Annotated in this window: 21 protein-coding genes; 7 read left to right on the top strand and 14 right to left on the bottom strand. The window is 72.0% G+C overall.

The window, feature by feature from the left end; all coding sequences use genetic code 11:
* Nucleotides 1–180: 180 nt before the first annotated feature.
* Both AC07AW_RS13075 and AC07AW_RS13070 read left to right on the top strand, forming a co-directional pair.
* The gene (locus AC07AW_RS13075; RefSeq protein WP_478815521.1) at nucleotides 181–978 is read left to right on the top strand and encodes a VOC family protein; all 798 of its coding nucleotides are present in this window, start codon (nucleotides 181–183) and stop codon (nucleotides 976–978) included.
* 111 nt (nucleotides 979–1,089) lie between these two features.
* Entirely contained in the window at nucleotides 1,090–1,890 is an 801-nt protein-coding gene (locus AC07AW_RS13070) for a crotonase/enoyl-CoA hydratase family protein (RefSeq protein WP_478815520.1), read from the top strand.
* A gap of 18 nt (nucleotides 1,891–1,908) precedes the next feature.
* Here AC07AW_RS13070 and AC07AW_RS13065 read toward each other — a convergent pair whose 3' ends face one another.
* Complete coding sequence (locus AC07AW_RS13065) at nucleotides 1,909–2,133, bottom strand: hypothetical protein (RefSeq protein WP_478815519.1); 225 nt, start codon at nucleotides 2,131–2,133, stop codon at nucleotides 1,909–1,911.
* Nucleotides 2,134–2,460: 327 nt separating this feature from the next.
* On the opposite strand from AC07AW_RS13065, the gene AC07AW_RS13060 reads away from it, so the two are divergent.
* Both AC07AW_RS13060 and AC07AW_RS13055 read left to right on the top strand, forming a co-directional pair.
* Nucleotides 2,461–3,522 carry a PucR family transcriptional regulator gene (locus AC07AW_RS13060; RefSeq protein WP_478815518.1) on the top strand — a complete coding sequence of 354 codons (1,062 nt, stop codon included), beginning with the start codon at nucleotides 2,461–2,463 and terminating at the stop codon, nucleotides 3,520–3,522.
* A gap of 196 nt (nucleotides 3,523–3,718) precedes the next feature.
* Nucleotides 3,719–4,750: a terpene synthase family protein gene (locus tag AC07AW_RS13055; protein WP_478815517.1), complete on the top strand. Its 1,032-nt coding sequence runs from the start codon at nucleotides 3,719–3,721 to the stop codon at nucleotides 4,748–4,750.
* 37 nt (nucleotides 4,751–4,787) lie between these two features.
* Here AC07AW_RS13055 and AC07AW_RS13050 read toward each other — a convergent pair whose 3' ends face one another.
* The 6 genes from AC07AW_RS13050 to AC07AW_RS13025 form a co-directional block, all read right to left on the bottom strand.
* On the bottom strand, nucleotides 4,788–6,233 hold the full coding sequence (locus AC07AW_RS13050; RefSeq protein WP_478815516.1) for a cytochrome P450: 1,446 nt from the start codon (nucleotides 6,231–6,233) through the stop codon (nucleotides 4,788–4,790).
* Nucleotides 6,230–6,853: a GTP-binding protein gene (locus tag AC07AW_RS13045; RefSeq protein ID WP_478815515.1), complete on the bottom strand. Its 624-nt coding sequence runs from the start codon at nucleotides 6,851–6,853 to the stop codon at nucleotides 6,230–6,232. The genes AC07AW_RS13050 and AC07AW_RS13045 overlap by 4 nt, the downstream gene beginning before the upstream one ends.
* Nucleotides 6,834–7,190: a DUF742 domain-containing protein gene (locus tag AC07AW_RS13040; protein WP_392152135.1), complete on the bottom strand. Its 357-nt coding sequence runs from the start codon at nucleotides 7,188–7,190 to the stop codon at nucleotides 6,834–6,836. Before AC07AW_RS13040 ends, AC07AW_RS13045 begins: the two co-directional genes overlap by 20 nt.
* Complete coding sequence (locus AC07AW_RS13035) at nucleotides 7,187–7,594, bottom strand: roadblock/LC7 domain-containing protein (RefSeq protein ID WP_392152137.1); 408 nt, start codon at nucleotides 7,592–7,594, stop codon at nucleotides 7,187–7,189. Before AC07AW_RS13035 ends, AC07AW_RS13040 begins: the two co-directional genes overlap by 4 nt.
* Before the next feature lies 1 nt (nucleotide 7,595).
* The gene (locus AC07AW_RS13030; RefSeq protein ID WP_478815514.1) at nucleotides 7,596–9,032 is read right to left on the bottom strand and encodes an ATP-binding protein; all 1,437 of its coding nucleotides are present in this window, start codon (nucleotides 9,030–9,032) and stop codon (nucleotides 7,596–7,598) included.
* A 397-nt stretch (nucleotides 9,033–9,429) separates the two neighbouring features.
* Entirely contained in the window at nucleotides 9,430–10,005 is a 576-nt protein-coding gene (locus AC07AW_RS13025) for a sortase (RefSeq protein WP_478815513.1), read from the bottom strand.
* 322 nt (nucleotides 10,006–10,327) lie between these two features.
* Here AC07AW_RS13025 and AC07AW_RS13020 point away from each other — a divergent pair, with 322 nt between their 5' ends.
* The gene (locus AC07AW_RS13020; RefSeq protein WP_478815512.1) at nucleotides 10,328–11,392 is read left to right on the top strand and encodes a right-handed parallel beta-helix repeat-containing protein; all 1,065 of its coding nucleotides are present in this window, start codon (nucleotides 10,328–10,330) and stop codon (nucleotides 11,390–11,392) included.
* Between the two features lie 57 nt (nucleotides 11,393–11,449).
* Complete coding sequence (locus tag AC07AW_RS13015) at nucleotides 11,450–12,478, top strand: methyltransferase (protein ID WP_478815511.1); 1,029 nt, start codon at nucleotides 11,450–11,452, stop codon at nucleotides 12,476–12,478.
* An 83-nt stretch (nucleotides 12,479–12,561) separates the two neighbouring features.
* Here the strand turns inward: AC07AW_RS13015 and AC07AW_RS13010 are convergent, their stop codons facing one another.
* The 7 genes from AC07AW_RS13010 to AC07AW_RS12980 all read right to left on the bottom strand — a co-directional run bounded on the left by AC07AW_RS13010 (nucleotide 12,562) and on the right by AC07AW_RS12980 (nucleotide 17,830).
* On the bottom strand, nucleotides 12,562–12,894 hold the full coding sequence (locus AC07AW_RS13010; RefSeq protein WP_369148263.1) for a TcmI family type II polyketide cyclase: 333 nt from the start codon (nucleotides 12,892–12,894) through the stop codon (nucleotides 12,562–12,564).
* Between the two features lie 24 nt (nucleotides 12,895–12,918).
* Nucleotides 12,919–13,398 carry an SRPBCC family protein gene (locus AC07AW_RS13005; protein ID WP_478815510.1) on the bottom strand — a complete coding sequence of 160 codons (480 nt, stop codon included), beginning with the start codon at nucleotides 13,396–13,398 and terminating at the stop codon, nucleotides 12,919–12,921.
* Nucleotide 13,399: 1 nt separating this feature from the next.
* Nucleotides 13,400–13,657, bottom strand: a complete 258-nt coding sequence (locus tag AC07AW_RS13000; protein WP_478815509.1) for an acyl carrier protein — start codon at nucleotides 13,655–13,657, stop codon at nucleotides 13,400–13,402.
* Nucleotides 13,658–13,683: 26 nt separating this feature from the next.
* Nucleotides 13,684–14,934, bottom strand: a complete 1,251-nt coding sequence (locus tag AC07AW_RS12995) for a ketosynthase chain-length factor (RefSeq protein ID WP_478815508.1) — start codon at nucleotides 14,932–14,934, stop codon at nucleotides 13,684–13,686.
* Nucleotides 14,931–16,199: a beta-ketoacyl-[acyl-carrier-protein] synthase family protein gene (locus AC07AW_RS12990; protein ID WP_478815507.1), complete on the bottom strand. Its 1,269-nt coding sequence runs from the start codon at nucleotides 16,197–16,199 to the stop codon at nucleotides 14,931–14,933. Before AC07AW_RS12990 ends, AC07AW_RS12995 begins: the two co-directional genes overlap by 4 nt.
* Complete coding sequence (locus AC07AW_RS12985) at nucleotides 16,196–16,600, bottom strand: cupin domain-containing protein (RefSeq protein ID WP_478815506.1); 405 nt, start codon at nucleotides 16,598–16,600, stop codon at nucleotides 16,196–16,198. The genes AC07AW_RS12990 and AC07AW_RS12985 overlap by 4 nt, the downstream gene beginning before the upstream one ends.
* A gap of 111 nt (nucleotides 16,601–16,711) precedes the next feature.
* Complete coding sequence (locus AC07AW_RS12980) at nucleotides 16,712–17,830, bottom strand: SchA/CurD-like domain-containing protein (protein WP_478815505.1); 1,119 nt, start codon at nucleotides 17,828–17,830, stop codon at nucleotides 16,712–16,714.
* A 232-nt stretch (nucleotides 17,831–18,062) separates the two neighbouring features.
* Here AC07AW_RS12980 and AC07AW_RS12975 point away from each other — a divergent pair, with 232 nt between their 5' ends.
* Nucleotides 18,063–19,730, top strand: a complete 1,668-nt coding sequence (locus AC07AW_RS12975) for an FAD-dependent oxidoreductase (RefSeq protein WP_478815504.1) — start codon at nucleotides 18,063–18,065, stop codon at nucleotides 19,728–19,730.
* The last annotated feature ends 86 nt before the right edge of the window (nucleotides 19,731–19,816 follow it).

The following is a 19,816-nucleotide window of genomic DNA, read 5'->3' as shown; positions in this document are numbered from 1 at the left end:
GCCCCTGGTCGACGTGGCGGCGCGCAGTGAGGGTTCCTGCTGCCATGGCCACGACAATAGGCGGAGCGGATCCGCGGTTCCATGTACGGCGGATGAAATGGCGAGCGGCGGCGCCCCGAAGGGCGGGAGGCGGTGTCCGGTGCCAGGGTGGGCGTACTGGATCCGCGAAAGGGAATCACCATGCTCACCACTGCCTTCGTGCCCGGCTCCCCCTGCTGGCTCGACCTCGGGGCCCCCGACGTGCCGGCCGCGGCGGCCTTCTACCGCGCCGTGCTCGGCTGGGAGTACGAGCCCATGGGCGAGGGGCAGGACGCCGAAGGCGGGATGTTCCGGTCGGACGGCAAGGTCGTCGCCGGGCTCGGCAGGCTGACCGAGCCGGGCGCGCGCTCGGCCTGGATGATCTACTACTCCGTCGCCGACGCGGACGCGACGACCCGGGCGGTGGAGAACGCGGGCGGCACGGTCCGGGTGGCGCCGAAGAGCTTCGGCGAGCAGGGCCGGATGGCTCAGTACAGCGACCCGCTCGGGGGACAGTTCGCCGTCTGGCAGCCGGGCGACATCAAGGGCGCGGAGCTGGTGGACGAGCCGGTCTCGCTGAGCTGGACCGAGCTGTACACGAGCGACGCGGCGGCCGCGAAGGAGTTCTACGGCGCCGTGCTCGGCTGGTGGTACGACGACATGGAGCTGCCCGGCGACGCGGGGACGTACAGCCTCATCACCCCCGCCGGGCTTCCCGCGGAGCGCATGCACGGCGGACTCATGCAGGTGTCCGAGGCGGACCTCTCCCTCGCGAACGGACGGCCGTACTGGCACCCCGTCTTCGCCGTCGCCGACTGCGACGCCACGGTCGCCGAGGTCGGCGCGAACGGCGGCAGCATCCAGATGGGACCGATGGACATGGAAGGCGTCGGGCGGCTCGCCGTCTGCCTCGACCCGTCGAACGCCGACTTCGTGGTCCTCACTCCGCCCGCCGGCTGAGCCCCGCCCGTCGGCTGGTCCCCGCCCGCGGGCCGAGCTCCCGGCGGAGGGCGGCCGGTGGTGCGCCCTCCGGTCTGGTCGCCGGACCGGATGCCACGTGAGAATGCCCCCATGACCGATGCAGCAGCGACACCGGCGGAGCGGGACAGCGTCCGCGTCGAGCGCGAAGGGCCCGTGACCACGGTGATCCTGTCGCGGCCCGCCGCCCGCAACGCCGTGGACGGCCCGACGGCCGGGCAACTGGCCGACGCCTTCCGCGCGTTCGAGGCCGACGAGGAGGCCGCGGTCGCGGTGCTCTGGGGCGAGGGCGGCACGTTCTGCGCGGGCGCCGACCTCAAGGCCGTCGGCACCGAGCGCGGGAACCGGGTGGCGCCCGACGGCGACGGACCGATGGGGCCGACCCGGCTGCGCCTCACCAAGCCCGTCATCGCGGCCGTCAGCGGCCATGCCGTGGCCGGTGGCCTCGAACTGGCTCTCTGGTGCGACCTGCGCGTGGTCGAGGAGGACGCGGTCCTCGGGGTGTTCTGCCGCCGGTGGGGCGTGCCCCTGATCGACGGCGGCACGGTCCGGCTGCCGCGGCTGATCGGCGAGAGCCGTGCCATGGACCTGATCCTCACGGGCCGTCCGGTGCCCGCCGCCGAGGCGTACGAGATCGGGCTCGCCAACCGCCTCGTGCCGAAGGGCCGGGCCCGGGCCGCGGCGGAGGAACTCGCCCGGGAGATCGCCGGGTTCCCGCAGCTGTGCCTGCGCCACGACCGCTTGTCCGTCCGGGAACAGCACGGCCTTCCCGAGCCGGAGGCCCTGGCGGCCGAACTGCGGCACGGCATGGTGCCCCTGTCGGCCGGCGAGACCCTCTCGGGCGCCGCGCGCTTCGCGGCCGGGGCGGGGCGGCACGGTTCGTTCACCGCCTGAACCCGCGCGGGGGCGGACTCACTCCCGTATCCGGTAGAGCTTGATGTCCCGGTTGACGAACAGGTGGACGTAGCCGCACGCCCAGCAGATCAGGCCGGTCGCCGACTCGTTCGCCCAGGCCATGTTGAAGAACTCCATGCCCGTGCTGTTCAGCTTCACCTCCCGCTCGCGGAACGTGTCGTTGTCGCACACCTGGCAGCGGATCGGCTTCTCGCCGATCGCCGCGTGCACCGGCCTGGCCACGCTGTCGCTCGCTCTCTCCGCCAGTTCCGGCGGTGCTCGGCTACGGGCGGCGCGCTTCGGTCGCCCCGTTCTGGTCGATTCCGGCCCCCGTACCGGCCCGCTGCTTGTACCGTGGGGACCAAGGGTCCGGTGCCGCCGACTCCCCCGTTTGGCGGCGCCGGACCCCCTGTGATCCTGAGGCTTGATCACCCGCTGCGCACTGCCGTCTTCCGGCAGTGTTCGCCCCCTTCCCGATGCCGGTTCCTCCCTCTGCCCACAGGCGTGTCACTCTTGATCGCCGCGCGTCAGGAACACGTCAGGGACGCGTCGGGGAACGGGGGAGGAAACGTGTCGGAGAGAGAGCCCGTCGAGGAGTACCTGGAGGGGTACGCCGAGATCCTGGCGGGCGTGTGCGCGACCCGCCGCAGGCTCACCCGGGAGGAGCGCGACGCCCTGGGCTCGCTCGGGGAGCGGGCCGCGGAGGCAGGGATCGGACTGCGCGCCCTCGTCCGGGCCCATCTGTGCGCCGCCGAGCGGGTGCGCCCCGGCCTGGCGCAGTCCGCAGCCGACCACCTGCTGAGCGCCGTCGAACAGGCCGTGGACGCCTTCGCCGAGGGGCACGAACGGGCCCAGCACCTGGCGATACGTCAGGAGGAGGCGGCACGGCGGGAGTTCATCGACGACCTATTGAACGGCAGGAGCGATCTCGGCCGGCTGGCCGAACGGGCCGAACGCTTCGGGCTCCTCCTGTCCCCCGCCCACAGCGTCGCCGTCGCCCAGGGCCCGGAGCCGTACAGCGACGGATACGCGGTCACCCGCACCGTCGAATCCTCGCTCGTCGCCCGCTTCGGCAACCGCCGGATCCTGCTCACCACCAAGGACGGGCGGCTGATCTGCGTCGCGCCCGCCGACGAGCCCGAGGTGCTCACCCACTTCGCCAAGCAGGCGTACGCGGCGACCGGCGGCGGCCAGGTCGCCATCGGCCGCCCCCACCCGGGCGCCGGCGGTGTCGTCCACTCCTACGAGGAGGCCCTCAACGCCCTCTCCCTCGCGGCCCGCATGAACCTGAGCGACCCGGTCCTGCACGCCGCCGACCTCCTCGTCTACCCGGTCCTCACCCGCGACCGGCAGGCCATGGCCGACCTCGTCCGCACCGTGCTCGGCCCGCTCCGACAGGCCCGCGGCGGTGCGAAGCCCCTCCTGGACACGCTCACGGCGTACTTCGACAGCGGCTGCGTCACCGCCCAGGCGGCCCGCACCCTCAGCCTCAGCGTGCGGGCCATGACCTACCGCCTCGACCGCATCCACCGCCTCACCGGCGCGGACCCCGGCGATCCCGTGCAGCGCTACGCCCTCCAGACGGCCGTCATCGGCGCCCGTCTCCTGGACTGGCCCGACCAGCCGCTGTAGCGCGCCGCCCCCCGCCTCGGAAGGATCGTTTCTTTCCACGAGCTGATCCCGAGCTGATCCCGAACTGATCGCCCGCTGTGGACAGTTGTCGGTTTCCAGTCGTCCGTGGCGGGCAGGTTTGGAGAGCCGCAGGGCGGGCAGCGTCCGGCCTCGCGGCGCACCGGTGCGGGTCGAGGACAGAAGGAGGTCGGTCCCCATGACAGTGCGTGCCGTCGAAGTGCCCCTGCTGTGGATGCCCCACACGCTGCGGGTGAATCCGCATCTGCCGGCCCTGCACAAGGAGAACGAGTCCTGGGCGCGCGCCATGGGGATGCTGGACGGCTACCCGGGACCGTCGGCCCGCCCCCCGATCTGGAGCCGGGCCAAGTTCCACGCGATGACCGTCGACCAGCTGACGGCCTGGACCCTCCCCGACGCCTCGCTCTCCGACCTCCGGCTCAACCACCGCTTCAACATCTGGGCCCTGGCCTGGGACGACTACTTCGCGTCCGCCTTCAAGCAGACCGGCGACCTCGCCGGAGCCCGGGCCTTCACCACCCGGCTGCACGCCTTCCTGCGGCCCGAGCGCGGGGCCAGGCTGCCCGAGCCGACGAACGCCGTCGAGCGGGGAATAGCGGATCTGCAGCAGCACCTCTTCCCGCCGAGACTGGCGCACTGGCGCACGGAGTTCAACCGGGCTCTGGCGCGGTACATCGACGCGGGAGTCGAGGAACTGGCCAACAGCCGCAGCGGCCGCATTCCCCACCTGATCGATTACGCCCCGTTCCGGCGGGAGAGCTTCGCCGCCTATACCGCCCCCTATTCAGTGGAATTGGCCACCGGCGCGCGAATACCCGAACAGATACGGCACACGCGGACCGTCCGTGCCCTGCTCGACGCCTTCATGGATTTCATGGGGCTGGCGAACGACATCGCGTCCTACGAAAGGGAAGTGCACGAGGAGAACGATGTCAACAATCTGGTTCTGGTCGTCGGAACCTCCCTGGGCATCACCCTGCGCGCCGCCGTACCCGCCGCACTCCATCTGGTCAACGCCCGGCTGCGGGAGTTCGAGCACCTGAGACAGAGCGAACTCCCGCTGCTCGTACGCCGGTCCGGCCTCGACCGCGACGAGCGGGCCGAGCTGGAGCGCTGGCTCCGGGGAGCCTGCGGATTCCTCTCCGGCCTCCACGCCTGGTACACCGGAGCACCCCGCTACGCCTCCGGGGACGTCGCGTTCCCGGAGTGAGGGCAGCGGGGCCGCCCCGGCGCACGCCTCCTTCCCGCTACTTTCCGCGCAGGAATCGCAGGACGCGCCTCAGCCACGAGGCCCGGGGCTCGGGCCTCCCCGCCGCCCCCGGGTCGGTCACCCGCCGCGGGGGCGCCGCGGGCCTCCCGTCGCTCTGGGCCGGCGGGGCCGGGAGCGGGGCCGGGACGTCGTCGGCCTGGGGCGGGCGCGGGGCGAAGGTCACGGGCAGGGCCGTGAGGTGCCGGGCCCAGGTGGAGGAACGCCAGCTGAGGTCCTCCTCGGGGATGGCCAGGGCGATGTCGGGGAGCCGGGTGAGCAGGATGTCGATGCCCGCGTCGGCGATGATGCGGCCGATGTCCTGGCCGGGGCATTCGTGCGTACCGGCGCTGAAGGACAGGTGCGCGCGGTTGTGGTGCACGGGGGTGTCGGCGTCCGGCCGGATCGCCTGGTCGACATTGCCCGCGGCCAGACCGAGCAGGAGCATGTCCCCCGCCTTGATCTGCTGCCCCCCGAGGGTGGTGTCCCCGTTGGCCCAGCGGCCGGGGCACACCATGAGCGGCGGCTCGTCCCAGAGGACCTGCTCCACCGCCTCCGGCAGGGTCATCTGACCGCCCGCGAGCGAGCCGCGGAACCGGGGGTCGGTGACGACCATGCGCATGACGTTGGACATGAGGTTGGCGGTCGTCTCGTAGCCGGCGAGCAGGATCAGCCGCAGGTGGTGCTGGACCTCCTCGTCGCTCAGCCCCGCCGGGTGGGCCATCAGCGCGGAGGCGATGTCGTGGCCCGGGTGGGCGCGCTTCTCGACGACGAGCCGTTCGAGGCACTCGAGCACGTAGGCGTTGCTGGCGAGCGAGGTCTCGGTCGCCTTGAAGAGGTCACGGGCCGCGCGCACGAGCTCGGGGGCCGACTCGTCCGACATCCCGAGGAGATGGCTGAGGGTGAGCATGGGCAGGTGCTCGGTGAACCGCTCCACCAGTTCCGCTTCGCCGCTCTCGCAGAACGTGTCGATGAGCTGGTGGGCGAAGCGGGTGATGAGGCGGCGGACGCCCCGGTGGTCGAACTGGCTGAGGCCGGCCGTGACCGCGCCGCGCAGCCGCTGGTGCTCCTCGCCGTCCGCGCAGACGCAGTCGGGGCGCCAGCCGATCATCGGGACGAGCGGGGAGGTCTCGGGGTCGATCTCCCCGCTCCGCCAGCCGTGCCAGACGCGGGGGTCGCGGGAGAACTGGGTCGGGCGGCTGGCCACGTCCCGGTTCTCCAGGTACCCGAGGACGAGCCAGGCGCGGACGTCGCCGTCGAGCAGGACGGGCGCCACCGGGCCGTGGGCGGCGCGCAGCGCCTCGTACAGACCCATCGGGTCCGTCGCGGCGGCGGGGCCGTAGAGCCGGGTGGCCCCGCCGGGGCCGTCGCCGATGTGGGCCGGGCAGCCCGGGGGCGGGACGGCGCCGGGCTGGGCGGTGGCGTGTTCGGTGGGTGGGACGGTCATGCGGTCTCCTGGGCGGCGGCAAGGGTGCGCAGGTAGCCCATCAGTGCGAGCAGGGTGTCGCGGCAGGACGCCCGGTCCCGTGCGTCACAGGTGACGATGGGCACGGATTCGCTGAGGGCCAGAGCGGTGCGCAGATCTGTCAGGGGGTACTGCGGGGCCTCCGGGAAGGCGTTGACGGCCACGACGAACGGGACGCGGCGGTCTTCGAGCCGGGTGATGACCTCGAAGGAGACCTCGATCCTGCGGGTGTCGACGAGGACGACGGCGCCGAGCGCGCCTTCGAAGATGCCGTTCCAGAGGAACCAGAAGCGCTCCTGTCCGGGCGTGCCGAACAGATAGAGGATCAGCTCCTGATTGATGCTGATCCGGCCGAAGTCCAGCGCGACGGTGGTGGTCTTCTTGCCTTTGGCGCCGGGGTTGTCGTCGATGCCGACGCCCGCCTGCGTCATGGTCTCCTCGGTGGTCAGGGGTGGGATCTCGCTCACCGACCCGACCATGGTCGTCTTGCCGACGCCGAAGCCGCCGACGACCACGACCTTGACTCCTCTGGCACCGTGCGGCAGCGGCAGGGCGGTGTCGCGCCGGCCGGCCTCGAGTACGTCAGAGTTTGCGTAGTCCATGGATCACCGCCTCCAGTAGGCCGCGTTCGGGATAGGCCGCCACGGGTACGGGCGCGATGGCCTCGACCCGCTCCTCCTCGACGAGTTGGGCGAGCAGCACGGTGACGACGCTGAAGGGAAGGCTGAGGTACGCGGAGACCTCGGCCACCGAGAGCGGGTACGTGCACAGGGTGAGGATGGCCGATTGCTCGGGCTGCATGGCGGGGTCGGGCTCGGACCTCGTCGCGATGAGGGTGACCAGGTTGAAGTTCCCGGCCGCGAGGTCCGAGCCTCCGGTAACGACATAGAGCGGAACGGGTGTGCCTTCACGCCAGGGGCCCTGGTTCTCCGATGTCACATCGCCTGCCCGACGTCCTCACGGGGCGGGCTGGTCATGTGCTGGCCGATGCGGATCACCAGCGTGCGCATGCGGTTGCCCAGGAGTCCGGCGTCCACCTCGGGGTCGGCGAGGACCGCGAGGTAGGCCCCGGGGCCGGCCGCCATCAGGGAGAAGTAGCCGCCGTCGGCCTCGATCCCGACCATGTGCGTCGATCCGTCCCCCTGCGGGAACATCTGCGCGATGGCCCGCGCCAGGCTCTGGATGCCGGAGCAGGCGGCGGCGATCGCGTCGGCGGTGTCGGGGGCCGTGTTCGCCTGCCCGATGCACAGGCCGTCCGACGACAGGACGACCACGTGTCGCACATACGGGACGCTGCTCACCAGGTCCGTGAGCATCCAGTCCATGTTCGGCAGTGGCTGCATGTTACTCGTCCTCATCTGACGGCTCGCTGGGGGAAGGGGAAGGGTCGGCGACCGCTCTGTCGTCGTCGCTCTTGGTGCCGTTGAACGCCTCCCACATCAGTCCCGGCTGGCGGGAGGTGGCCGGGGAGGCCGCCGGATCGGCGGGCGCGGGCCCCGTCTGGAGGATCGGCGTCGGCACCGGCGACTCGCGTCGTCGCTGCGGGAGCACGGGCGAGGGGGACTCCCGTCGTCGTTGCGGAAGTCCGTTGGCGGTCTTCCTGACCTCGACGGAGTCCGTGCCGGCGTCGGGCGCCGGGGTGGGCCGGGGCAGGAGGGGGCCGCCCGCACGGCGCTTCCGGAGGATCTCCGGGGTCAGCAGGGAGCCCTGGGGCACGGTGGTGATCAGACGGCCGGGGACGAGCACCACGGCCCGTACGCCTCCGTAGGCGGAGGTGCGCAGGTCGACCTGGCAGCCGTGCTCGCGGGCCAGCCGGCTGACGACCGGGAGGCCGATCTGCGTGAGCTCGCCCAGGCCCGACAGGTTGATGCCGGTCTGCGACTGGGCCATGACGCGTTCGACGCGCTGCCTGACCTCTTCGGTGAGGCCGACCCCGCGGTCCTCGATCTCGATCGCGATGCCGGAGGGGACCTCGCTCGCGGTCACCTCGACCGGGGTGTGCGGCGGCGAGAACGTCGTGGCGTTGTCGAGGAGTTCGGCGAGGAGGTGCATCAGCGGCTCGGCGCCGGGGCCGGTCACCGCGACCTCGGCCACCGACTGCAGCTTCACCCGGGGGTAGTCCACGATGCGGGACATGGCCCCGCGCAGGATGTCGTAGAGGGGGATCGCCTTGGACCACTGGCGCCCGGGCCGGGCGTCGCCGAGGACCGCGATGCTGGCCGCGAGGCGGCCGATCAGGGCGTTGCGGTGGTCGACGTTCTGCAGCCCGCGGGAGACCACGAGGTCGTTGCCGTGCAGGATCTGCATGGCGTGGAGGTCCTTGGTGAGCTGGTGCACGATCGCCTGGACCCGGCGCGCGACCGCCACGAGGGCACGCTGGGAGGCGTCGCGGGTGTGCTCCTCGGCCTCCACGGCCTCCAGGGAGGTCCGCAGGGCCGCCCTGAGCGCCTCGGTGTAGTCCGGGTCGAGGTGCTTCCCGAAGGCGACGGCGTTGATGACCTCCGAGGAGGGGGTGCCCTTCTGGAGCCGGGCGACGGCTGCGGGGAGGAGTTCCTCGGCGAGCCAGAGGACGGTGGCGCGCTGGTCTTTCAGGCGTCCGAGGAGCGCGGCCTCGCGCTGGGCGTGCTGCTCCGCCGCCTCGACCCTCGCCCGGGTGTGCCGGTCGGCTTCCGCCGCGCGTGTTCGGCGCGCGGCGATGGCCGAGGTGGCGACCGTCAGGAGGACCGCGGCAAGTCCGCACCAGGCGACCGGTGTCCGTATCTGCGCGGGAGTGACGAGCAACGCTATGACGGAGGCTACGGCCAGAACTCCGGGCGGGAGGAGCCATACCCGGGCGACCGAGGCCGGCCGGGATCTGGGAATTGAACCTGCACGAACCATCAGGGGGTCCCTAAACCGTCTGAAATGAACGGACTGAGGTGATGCATTGCGCGGCGGTGACTCGCTGTGAGCACGGCGCAACACATCGGGGAGCATAGTCAGTTCGGGTTCGCCATGTGACCTTGCTGGAAGGACAGCCTCCAGCGGTCAATCCCCGTCTATAAAACGACCATTCGCCGAACGAAAATGCGCGGGACCGATCACGTTCTGGCGTCTGTACCTATGAATCCGCCCTCGATCCCCGTCACAGGCGAGCGACGAGGATCGAGGGCGGAAACGACTCCGGGCCGGGCGGCCGTCAGGCCGCGGCGCGGGCGCGCCGCGCACGGCGGCGGAGGTGGACCGCGCCGCCCGCGAGGGCGCCGGCGAGCAGCAGGCCGCCCGCCGTGAGCGGGGTGCTCGTCGAGTCGGCCGCCGGCTCCGCGGCCGTCGCGACGGACCCGGCGGCACCGGCCGCCGCGACGGTCCCGGCCCGGCCCGCGGCACCCGCGGCCCAGCCGAAGCCGGCCTCGACGCCGCCGTGGGGCCGGCCGGAGATGCGGTACGTGACGGTCTGCTTGATCCTCGGCGGGCACTTCAGGGTGACCGTGTCCGTGCCGGACCTGGCGCCGTCGGGCACCACGAACTCGCCCACCAGGACCCCCTGCCGGTTGCCCGGCAGCAGATGGAACTTGCCGCCCGCCTCCGACTCGCCCTTGCCGTAGGTCTCCTTGCCGCAGGCGGTGGTGGTGACCGTGACGGTGGTTCCGGGAGCCGCGTTCAGCGGAGTGATCCGGACATCCTGGTCCCCGGGGGCTGCGAGTGCCGTGGGGGCGGACAGGACGACGGCGCCGACGATCAGACTGACCTGTAGACCGGTGCGTACGCGACGCATGCTTCTCTCCTTCGGTGGAGCTTTCCGGCCGGCTCCGTAGCGCGGCACCTGTGCTGTGCTCCGTGCACGAGGCAAAGGCCGCTGCGCGCGCCCCGCAACACGGGGAGCGCGTTCGGCCGTCCTCCGGTCGGCCGCACGGCCGGGCCCGCCCGGAGCCGTCACAGCAGGTCACCGCCGTGGACGTACCGCCCCCCGGGTGATCCTGCCCCGCACGCGAACGGACCAGCGCCCGTACGGCCGCCGACCGGGGCGCCCGCCCGGCCCCGGCCCACCCGGGGGATCAGCGGTGGCGAGCCGGAACGGGCGCTCATAACTTCGCGATATGACGAAACGACAGATCGCCCTCCTCGCGTGCACCGCGACCCTCACGGCCTCGGGGCTCGGCGCCGCCGCGCCCTCGGTCGGCCACGGGTCGGTGCACCGGGTGAAGCCGGGCGAATCGATCCAGAAGGCCGTGGACTCCGCGCGCCCCGGCGACACGATCAGCCTCGCCCCCGGCACGTACCACGAGAGCGTCCGCATCACCACGTCGCACCTCACACTCCGGGGTTCGACCGTCTTCCCCACCGTCATCGTGCCCGCCGCCACCCCAGGCGCCGACACGTGCGCGCAGGCCGGCAACGGCATCTGTGTGACCGGCACCGAGGCCCGTCCCGTCGAGGGCGTGACCGTGCGCTCGCTGACCCTCCGCGGCTTCGCCAAGAACGGTCTGTGGGCCAAGTGGACCGACCGCCTGGAGGTCCGGCGGGTCACCGCCGAGTCCAACGGCACCTGGGGCATCGCCCAGGAGCGCTCCGTACGCGCCGTGCTGCGCCACAACACCGCCCGGGGCAACGGGGACGCGGGCCTGTTCCTCGCCAACACCGTCACCGAGGAAGGAGGAGCCACCGACACCCACGGCACGGTCGTCAGCGGCAACCGCGTCTCCGGCAACCGGATCGGCATCACGGTCCGGCGCCTGCGGAACCTGACCGTCGACCACAACGAGGCGACCGGCAACTGCGCCGCCGTGTTCGTCGTGGGCGACGAGTCCACGCCGCGCGCCGGGGCGATGACCGTTCGCCAGAACGACATCCACGAGAACAACAAGTCGTGCCCGAAGACCCCGCGCCTGCCCGCCCTCCAGGGCTCGGGCATCGTGGTCACCGGCGCCGAGGACACGGTCGTCGCGCACAACCGGGTCGAGGACAACGTGGGCAACTCGCCGCTGTCCGGCGGCATCGTGCTCTTCAAGAGCTTCGTCGGCGTCCCCAACGAACGGATCGAGATCCACGACAACGTGGTGCTGCGCAACGGCACCGCCGACCTGGCGAACCGGGACATCGGCACGACCAACACCTTCCGCCACAACACCTGCGGCGTCTCCGAGCCCGCGGGCATGTGCTGACCTCCCGCTCCGACTCCCCCACTCGTACGGAATGACAGCAAAGGCAAGGCGAAACAGATGACGACCGTCGATTCCGCTCCCCCACCGCCGATGCGGCTGAGAGAACTCGTCTTCGGCGCGGCGTGCGCCGCCGCCGTGCGTGCGGCCGCCCGCCTCGGCGTGGCCGACGCGCTGGGAGACACGTCCATGACCGCGGAGGACCTCGCGGCCGCGGTGAAGACCGAACCGCGCACCCTGCGGCGGCTGTTGCGCGCCCTGGCCTGCCAGGGCGTCTTCGCCGAGCAGCCCGACGGCACCTTCGCCCACACGGAGATGTCCCGGCTGCTGCGCGAGGACGACCCACACAGCCTGCGCTACATCGCGCTGTGGTGCACCGAGCCCTGGACGTGGGACGTGTGGCCCAAGCTCGACGAGGCCGTCCGCTCCGGCCGCAACGTCTTCGAGGACGTGTACGAGCGGGAGTTCTTCTCATACCTCAACGAGGAGGCGCCCGAGTCCGCGTACGTCTTCAACCGGGCGATGACCACGTCGAGCAGGCAGTCCGCCGAGGACGTCGCCGAACTCCTCGATCTGCGCGGCGCGTCCTCGGTCGCGGACATCGGCGGCGGACAGGGCCACGTCCTGGCGAGCCTCCTGGAGAAGCACCCCACGCTGCACGGCACACTGCTCGACCTGCCGGCGGTGGTCGGCAACGCCGATCCGCGGCTGCGGGAGGGCGGTTCGCTGGCCTCCCGGGTCCGGATCGAGCCCGGCGACTGCCGCGAGTCCATCCCGGTCCGGGCCGACGTGTACGTCATCAAGAACATCCTGGAGTGGGACGACGACAGCACCCGCAGGTGCCTGGCGAACGTCCGGAAGTCCGCGAATCCCGGCGCCCGCGTCGTCGTCATCGAGAACCTCGTGGACGACACCCCCTCGATGAGGTTCACGACGGCCATGGACCTCCTGCTGCTGCTCAACGTCGGCGGCGCGAAGCACACCCGCCAGAGCATGGTGGAGCGGCTCACGGACGCCGGGCTCGTCATCGGCGAGATCCGCCCGGTCAACGCGTACCTCCACGCCTTCGAGTGCACCGTGCCCGGCTGATCCGGACCCCGGAGGAAAACTCAGGCCGCCCGCTCCGCGACTTTCGCGGGGCGGGCGGCCTCGGGTTTCACCGGGTTCCCGGCTCAGGAGCCGGCGTCACGCTCCCAGCGGTAGAAGCAGTGCGCCATGGCGTCCTTGGGGCTGCGCCAGGTCGTCGGGTCGTACGCGCTGACGTACGCCGAGAGACGCTCGCTGACGCCGCGGAACTCGGGGTGTCCGGCCAGCCTGGCGACGTGCGGCGCCGGGTCCTGCTCGGACTCGATCAGGTGCAGGTAGACGTCGCCGAACTGGAACAGGCTGCGCCGGGCGACCCCGACCAGGTGCGGCAGTTCGCCGCGGTCGGAGTCGGCGAACACGTCCGCGATCGCGGGCGCCGAACCGGGCGCCATACGGGCGACGATCAGTGCGTGGTGCATCGATTTCCTTTCTGGGAGTGCCCGTCAGGCCCGCGTGACCGGAGCGCTCCGGCCCTCGCGCGCGGCCAGGACGAGACGGTCCCGGATGAGGGCCATCTGGGTGCGGGAGTTGCGGTTGATGTTGTCCGTCATCCACGCGTCGTCGACGGGGGCGTCGGGCTTCATGGCGAAGTCCTGGATCCACCGCATCTGGACGCCGCCGGGCATCTCCGTGTACTCCCAGGCGATGTTCATGTGCGCGAACGGGCCGGTCTCGACGCGGCGGGCGCGCACCTTCCGGTTCACCCGGTCCATGGTGCGCTCCGACACCCAGCTCCAGACCTTCCCGTTCTCGTCCGGGTGCATGGTCAGGCGGAACCTGGTGGTGTCGCCCTTCCGTTCGAGGACCTCGACGGAGGCGTACTCGCTGAAGAGCTGCGGCCAGTTCTCGATGTCGTTGGTCATGTCCCAGACCAGATCGAGGGGGGCGTGGATGGTGATGCTGTTGTCGGTGTGTCCGGACACGTCAGACTCCTGTGAGGACGTTGTTGACGAGGGTGATGAACTCGGCCGGTGTCTTGCAGCGTTCGGCGTCGGTGGGCAGCGCCACGCCGTGCTGGTTCTCCAGCTCGCCGACGATGCCGAGCAGGCCGAGCGAGTCGACGCCGAGGCCGCTGAAGGGGGTCTCGGGGGCCTCTTCGAGCTGGGTGGGGTCGACGGTCACGCCGGCCGACTGCTTGATCAGCGTGGCCAGTTCGCCGAAGGTGAGTTCGGTGGTGATCATCTTCGTTTCTCCTTCCTCGCCCGGAGCTACCGGGCGAGTTCGCCACCGCGGCGCACGACGAGCGCCGCGTTGGATCCCATGAGTCCCCTGCTGAGGACGAGAGCCGTGCGCAGCTCGGCGGGCCGGGCTGCGGACATGACCACGTCGAGGTCGCAGTCGATGTCGAACACGTTGGGTGTGGGGGGCACCAGGCCGTGTTCCATGGCGAACACGGCGGCCGCGGTGTCCAGGACGGGTGCCCCGCAGTAGGCCCGGCCGTAGCCGGTCTTGGGCGCCGTCACGGGGACGCGCGTGGCGTGCGCGCCCAGGGCGTCCGCGATCGCCAGGGCCTCGGCGCGGTCCGCCTCCGGTACGCCGAGGGCGTCGGGGAAGACGACGTCGATCTCCTCCGGGGCGCAGCCGGCCTCGTCGAGGGCGACCCGGATGGCGCGGGCGAGCCCCTCCCGGGACTCCGCCCAGCGGGACGCACCGGTGAAGGTGGCACCGTGGCCGGCGATCGTGGCCCTCACGGTCGCGCCCCGGTCGAGGGCGTGGGTCTCGTCCTCGACGACGAGCATGGCGCCGCCCTCGGCGGGGACGAAGCCGCAGGCCTTCGCCGTGAAGGGACGGTAGGCCCGGTCCGGGTCGTCGACGGTGCTGAGCTCGGGGTAGCCGAGCTGGCACACCATCGAGTACGGGGCGAGGGGCGCCTCCGCGGCTCCGACGACGACCGCGCCGGTCCCCCGCCGGACGGCGCGGGCGGCGTGGGCGAGGGAGTCGAGGCCGCCGGCCTCGTCGCTCGCGACCACCCCGCACGGGCCCTTGAAGCCGTGCCGGATGGAGATCTGGCCGGTGCTCGCGGCGTAGAACCAGGCGATGGACTGGTACGGGCCGACGAACTTGGAGCCCTGTCCCCAGAGCTTCTGCAGCTCGCGCTGGCCGAACTCGCCGCCGCCCGAGCCGGCGGCGGTGACGACGCCGATGGAGAAGGGCTCCTCGGGTCCTTCGTCGTGGCCGAGGCCGGCCTCGTCGAGGGCGAGCGAGGCCGCCGCCATGGCGTAGTGGGTGAACCGGTCGGTCTGGACGAGGAAGCGCTCGTCGATCAGGGCGGAGGCGTCGAAGCCCTCGACCTGGCCGGCGACCTTGAGGGGCAGGTGTTCACAGCCCTCGCGGGTGATCCGGTCGAGAACGCCGAGGCCTTCCCGGACGGACTTCCAGTACGCGTCGGAACGCAGTCCGTTGGGGGCGATCACACCGATGCCGGTGACGACCGCCCGCGGTGGCCGCTGTGTGCTCATCGTGTCCTCCCGCCCGGCCCGGTCAGGAGCACGGCGGACTGGAAGCCTCCGAAGCCGCTGCCGACGGAGAGCACGTTCCTCAGCTTCCGGGGGCGGGCGGTGCGCGGCACGTAGTCCAGGTCGCACTCGGGGTCGGGGATCTCGTAGTTGGCCGTCGGGGGCACCACCTGGTGCTGCAGGGCGAGCACGCAGGCGGCGACCTCTATCGCGCCGATCGCGCCGAGCGAGTGGCCCACCATGGATTTGATGGAGCTCATGGGCGTGTCGTACGCGTGGGAGCCCAGGGACCGCTTGACGGCGGCGGTCTCGTGCCGGTCGTTCTGGCGGGTGCCCGAGCCGTGCGCGTTGACGTAGTCGATCGACGTGGGGTCGAGTCTGGCCTGGTCGAGCGCGGTGTCGATCGCCCGGGCCATTTCGAGGCCTTCGCCGGTCAGACCGGTCATGTGGTACGCGTTCCCGTAGGTGGCGTAGCCGCTGATCTCGCAGTAGATGTGTGCGCCCCGGGCCCTGGCGTGCTCGTACTCCTCCAGGACGAGCACGGCCGCGCCCTCTCCCATGACGAAGCCGTTGCGGCGGTTGTCGAAGGGTTTGGAGGCGTGCTCGGGGTCGTCGTTGTCGGGGGACGTGGCCTTGATGGCGTCGAAGCAGGCCATGGTGATCGGGGAGATCGGCGAGTCCGACGCCCCCGCTATGACGACGTCCGCCCGGCCCTCCTCGATGGTGTGGAAGGCATAGCCGACGGCGTCGAGGCCGGAGGTGCAGCCGGTGGAGACCGTCTGCACCGGGCCGTGCGCCCCGAACTGCTCGGCGACCACCGCGGCGAGCGTGCTCGGCGAGAACGCGAGGTGCAGCTTGGGGTCGGCCGCGCGGTGGTCCACGTCCCACCGCTGTCCGCGCCCGCTGACCAGGACGTAGTCGTGCTCCAGACGGGTGGTGCCGCCGACGGCGCTGCCGAGGCTGACGCCGATGCGCCAGGGGTCCTCGTTGGCGGTGTCGAGTCCGGAGTCGCGTACGGCTTCTCCTGCGGCGACGGCGGCGAACTGGACGTACCTGTCCGCGTGTTGGATCAGGTCGGGCGGCAGACCGTGGGCGTACGGGTCGAAGTCGCACTCGGCGGCTATGCGGGAGCGCAGGCCGGCGGGGTCGAACAGGGTGATGCCGCGGGTCGCCGTACGCCCCTGGGTGAGGAGGTCCCAGAACGCCGCCGTTCCGGCGCCGCCCGGGGCGACCACGCCGATGCCGGTGACGGCCACGCGCCGGGTCACTCGAGCGCCCCCTCGACGGCCTCCTCGGTGTCGACGTGGCCGAGGCTCGGGTGCGGGGCGAGCGGCCCCAGATGGAAGACCATGCGGGCCTCCACGTCGCCGACGTTGCGGAAGCGGTGCCGGACGCCGATGGGGATCAGGAGGCCCTGGTCGGGCGCGAGCGGGTGGGTCTCGCCGTCCAGGTCCACTTCGAAGCGGCCCGAGACGACGTACACGAACTCCTCGGAGTACGGGTGGTAGTGCTCGGCGATGCGCTCGCCCGGCTGGGCGATGGCCATCCCCATGAAGCCGCTGGTCGATTTCACCGTGGCGGGCGTGAGCATGGCCCGCACGTCACCCCCGCGTCTGCGGTTGGGCTCCGTGTCGCTCAGGTTCACGATGAGCCGAGTCTGCTCGAGCATGGTTGATACCTCCGAGTGTTGCGATGAGATGTGACGGACGGTCGGTGCCGGTGGCCCGGTGTGCACCGGGCTCTCGCGAGCGGTCGGGCCGGTGGCCCCGGAGCCGTCCTCTCAGGAGTCGGCCGCGCGGCGATCGGTGACGGGCAGCATGTCGGCGTGCGACAGGAGCCGGTTGAGGTTGCGCCCGGTCTCCAGCGACCCCTCCACGCCGATCGCGGCCCCGTCGAGGAGACGCTCCAGCGCCCGCGCCTTCCCGGCGCCCTTGACGCCGAGGGCGGCGACGGGGTCGAGATCGAGGTCGCCCTCGACGTCGACCAGGCGCACCACGACGTCGTCGCGCTGGAAGACGGTGCTGCCGTACACGGGGCTGTCGGGGTCGACCGCGGCCTCCGCGTCCTGCTCGGCGAGGAGCCGGGCCAGGTCCGAACCGCGTCCTTCCACGGCCGGGTAGTACAGGGCGTGGCGCCGCAGGTCGGCCGGCTCGGGGCGGGCGGAGACCACGTGGTGCACGGCCGGCAGGGCCGCCCGGGTGAAGAAGACGCGGGCCGACTCGGGGTCGGTGAGGTCCCGGTCCTGCTCCAGGTAGGGGTTGATGGCCTCCTCGACGGCCCGCACCCCGGGCTGCCGGGCGACGTGCCGCAGCGCGGACAGGAGGTCGCCCTCCACCTCGACGGCCCGCACGACCCGGTTGCCGTGCATGAACAGGGAGGTGCGGCGCAGCCGGGTGTTCTCGTCGACCTGGGCCGCGGGCGACTCGTAGCCGGCCAGCAGCTCCGCGACCTTGGACTCCGAGCCGGGCTTGACGGTGAAGGTGAGCGCGTGGCGGGTCACTCCGTCGCCCACGCGGGCCGCCACTTCCTCGCCCGCGGCCGTCTCCGGCGTGAGGGGCCGCTGTGCGCCGGTCTCCCGGAGGATGCTGTAGCGCATGGACCGGGTGTCCCGGACGCAGCTGTGCATGGGCTTGACCATCTCGACGTGTTCCTCGCTGTTCACCCAGGCGAGGAAGGGCGGGGCGCTCTCCCATTCGCTGGTGATGAGCCACTGCGAGGGGTTCTCGATGGACTGGCAGAGCTGGTCGCTGATGTGGCCGGGGACGCCGGCCACCTGCTTGCGCATGACTTCGTACGCTTCGAGGAACTGCTGCTGGGCTCCGTCGTACAGGTCGAGCAGCAGGATCACCCGCAGCCTGGACCCGTCGAACACCGACTGCGATATGCGTGCCGTGGTCATACGGCGCACCTCTTCTCGTTCTGCGAGTACGGGGAGGGACCGCCTGGCTCCGATGGCCGGGGTCGTCATGTACCGAACGTTGGCTCGGGCGCACGTTCTACGCGAGCCCCACGGAGCGGATGAGTGAACCGTGCGTCATTCGGGTGCCCTCCGCGCAGGGTCCGGGGCTCGGGAGGGCAGGCATGTGCATCCCATCCCCGACCCGCGTCACCGGTGACGCTGGAGGCCATCGATGAACCGAAGCGAAGCGGACGGTGAGATCGGACACCGCACGCCCGTCCTCATCGTGGGCGGCTCCCTCGTGGGCCTGTCCACCTCGCTCTTCCTGGGCCGTCTCGGCGTGCCGTACACGCTCGTCGAGCGCCATGCAGGCACCTCGATCCACCCGCGCGGCCGCGGGAACAACGTCCGGACCATGGAGGTGTTCCGCGGGGCCGGACTCCGGCAGCGGATCCACGAGGCCGCGAAGGTCCTGTCGGCGAACAACGGGATCTTCCAGGCGCCGAGCCTGGCGGGTGACGCCGGCGAGTGGCTGTTCCGGGAGATCGACCCCGGCGGTGGCCTCGCGCGGTTCAGCCCCGCCGAATGGTGCCTGTGCAGCCAGAACGACCTGGAACCGGTGCTGCTGGAGCGCGCCCGCGAGCTGGGCGGGGATCTGCGGTACTCGACCGAGCTGATGTCGTTCGAGCAGGACGCCGAGGGGGTGACCGCGCGGGTCAAGAGCCGGGAGACCGGTGAGCACACCACCATCCGGGCGGACTACCTCGTCGCGGCGGACGGCCCCCGCAGCCCCGTCCGTGAGGAGCTCGGGATCGGGCAGACCGGCCCGGGCGACCTGTTCCACAACGTGAGCATCACGTTCGAGTCGCGTGATCTGGCGGCGGTCGTCGGCGACCGGCGCTTCATCGTCTGCTACCTCACGACCCCGGAGGGGGACGGGGCCCTCCTGCCGGTGGACAACGCCGAGCGGTGGGTGTTCCACGCCCCCTGGCACCCCGAACAGGGCGAGACGCTGGAGGAGTTCACCGACGAGCGGTGCAGGGAGCACATCCGGCGCGCCGTGGGCGTGCCGGATCTGCACGTGGAGGTCACGGGCCGGGCCCCGTGGCACGCGGCCGAGCGGATCGCCGAACGGTACGCGGCCGGGCGGGTGTTCCTCGCGGGCGACTCGGCCCACGAGATGCCGCCCACGGGTGCCTTCGGCTCCAACACCGGCATCCAGGACGCGCACAACCTCGCCTGGAAGCTCGCGGCGGTGCTGGGCGGCTGGGCCGGGCCCGATCTGCTCGCGTCCTACGACGCGGAGCGCCGGCCGGTCGCGGAGGCGACGAGCGCCCGTGCCTCCTCGCGTTCGGTCGAGCACAGCCACCCGGGGTACGCCCCCGGGCCGGGAGCGGGCGGGAAGCGGGGCGGGATCCTCAACGTCGCGCTGGGTTACCGCTATCCGCGCGGCGCGGTCCTGGGCGCGGACCCGGCGGTGCCGGTGGTGCCGGACGGGCTCCGTCTGACGGGTGAGCCCGGCAGCCGCGCGCCGCACCTGTGGCTGGACCGGGCGGGTGAGCGGATCTCCACCCTGGACCTGTACGAGGCGTCTCCGGTGCTGCTGACCTCGGCCGGGGCCGTCGGCGGCTGGCACACGGCGGCGGCGCGCGTCGCCGAGCGCCTCGCGGTGCCCCTCGTGTCGTACCGGATCGGCGACGGGCCGGACGCGGACCTCTCCCCCGCGGGCGGCGAGGACTGGGCGGAGGCCCATGGCGTCACGGCGAACGGTGCGGTGCTCGTCCGCCCGGACGGTTTCGTCGCCTGGCGGTCCGAGGGGACGTCGGAGGATCCGGAATCGGAGCTGAGGGCCGCCCTGACGGCCGTACTCGGCCTGGAGTCCCGGCCCGACGCCCGCTGAGACGGGCGGCGGGGCGGTCCGCCGGCCCCGGCGCGCGGACCGCCCGCCGGGGTCGGCCGGGGGCGCCCCCAGGCCCCGCGTTAGGG

This window comes from Streptomyces sp. NPDC044003 (genome assembly GCF_056435185.1).
This window is presented reverse-complemented; position numbering and strand designations above follow the sequence as displayed.

Bases quoted from the DNA above. Each gene is read 5' to 3' on its own strand.
- AC07AW_RS13020 (WP_478815512.1), top strand. From the start codon at position 10,328: ATGACGAAACGACAGATCGCCCTCCTCGCGTGCACCGCGACCCTCACG.
- AC07AW_RS13025 (WP_478815513.1), bottom strand. From the start codon at position 10,005: ATGCGTCGCGTACGCACCGGTCTACAGGTCAGTCTGATCGTCGGCGCC.
- AC07AW_RS13010 (WP_369148263.1), bottom strand. From the start codon at position 12,894: ATGCACCACGCACTGATCGTCGCCCGTATGGCGCCCGGTTCGGCGCCC.
- AC07AW_RS13070 (WP_478815520.1), top strand. From the start codon at position 1,090: ATGACCGATGCAGCAGCGACACCGGCGGAGCGGGACAGCGTCCGCGTC.
- AC07AW_RS12980 (WP_478815505.1), bottom strand. From the start codon at position 17,830: ATGACCACGGCACGCATATCGCAGTCGGTGTTCGACGGGTCCAGGCTG.
- AC07AW_RS13055 (WP_478815517.1), top strand. From the start codon at position 3,719: ATGACAGTGCGTGCCGTCGAAGTGCCCCTGCTGTGGATGCCCCACACG.
- AC07AW_RS12995 (WP_478815508.1), bottom strand. From the start codon at position 14,934: ATGAGCACACAGCGGCCACCGCGGGCGGTCGTCACCGGCATCGGTGTG.
- AC07AW_RS13035 (WP_392152137.1), bottom strand. From the start codon at position 7,594: ATGCAGCCACTGCCGAACATGGACTGGATGCTCACGGACCTGGTGAGC.
- AC07AW_RS12985 (WP_478815506.1), bottom strand. From the start codon at position 16,600: ATGCTCGAGCAGACTCGGCTCATCGTGAACCTGAGCGACACGGAGCCC.
- AC07AW_RS13050 (WP_478815516.1), bottom strand. From the start codon at position 6,233: ATGACCGTCCCACCCACCGAACACGCCACCGCCCAGCCCGGCGCCGTC.
- AC07AW_RS13075 (WP_478815521.1), top strand. From the start codon at position 181: ATGCTCACCACTGCCTTCGTGCCCGGCTCCCCCTGCTGGCTCGACCTC.
- AC07AW_RS13000 (WP_478815509.1), bottom strand. From the start codon at position 13,657: ATGATCACCACCGAACTCACCTTCGGCGAACTGGCCACGCTGATCAAG.
- AC07AW_RS13015 (WP_478815511.1), top strand. From the start codon at position 11,450: ATGACGACCGTCGATTCCGCTCCCCCACCGCCGATGCGGCTGAGAGAA.
- AC07AW_RS12975 (WP_478815504.1), top strand. From the start codon at position 18,063: ATGAACCGAAGCGAAGCGGACGGTGAGATCGGACACCGCACGCCCGTC.
- AC07AW_RS13045 (WP_478815515.1), bottom strand. From the start codon at position 6,853: ATGGACTACGCAAACTCTGACGTACTCGAGGCCGGCCGGCGCGACACC.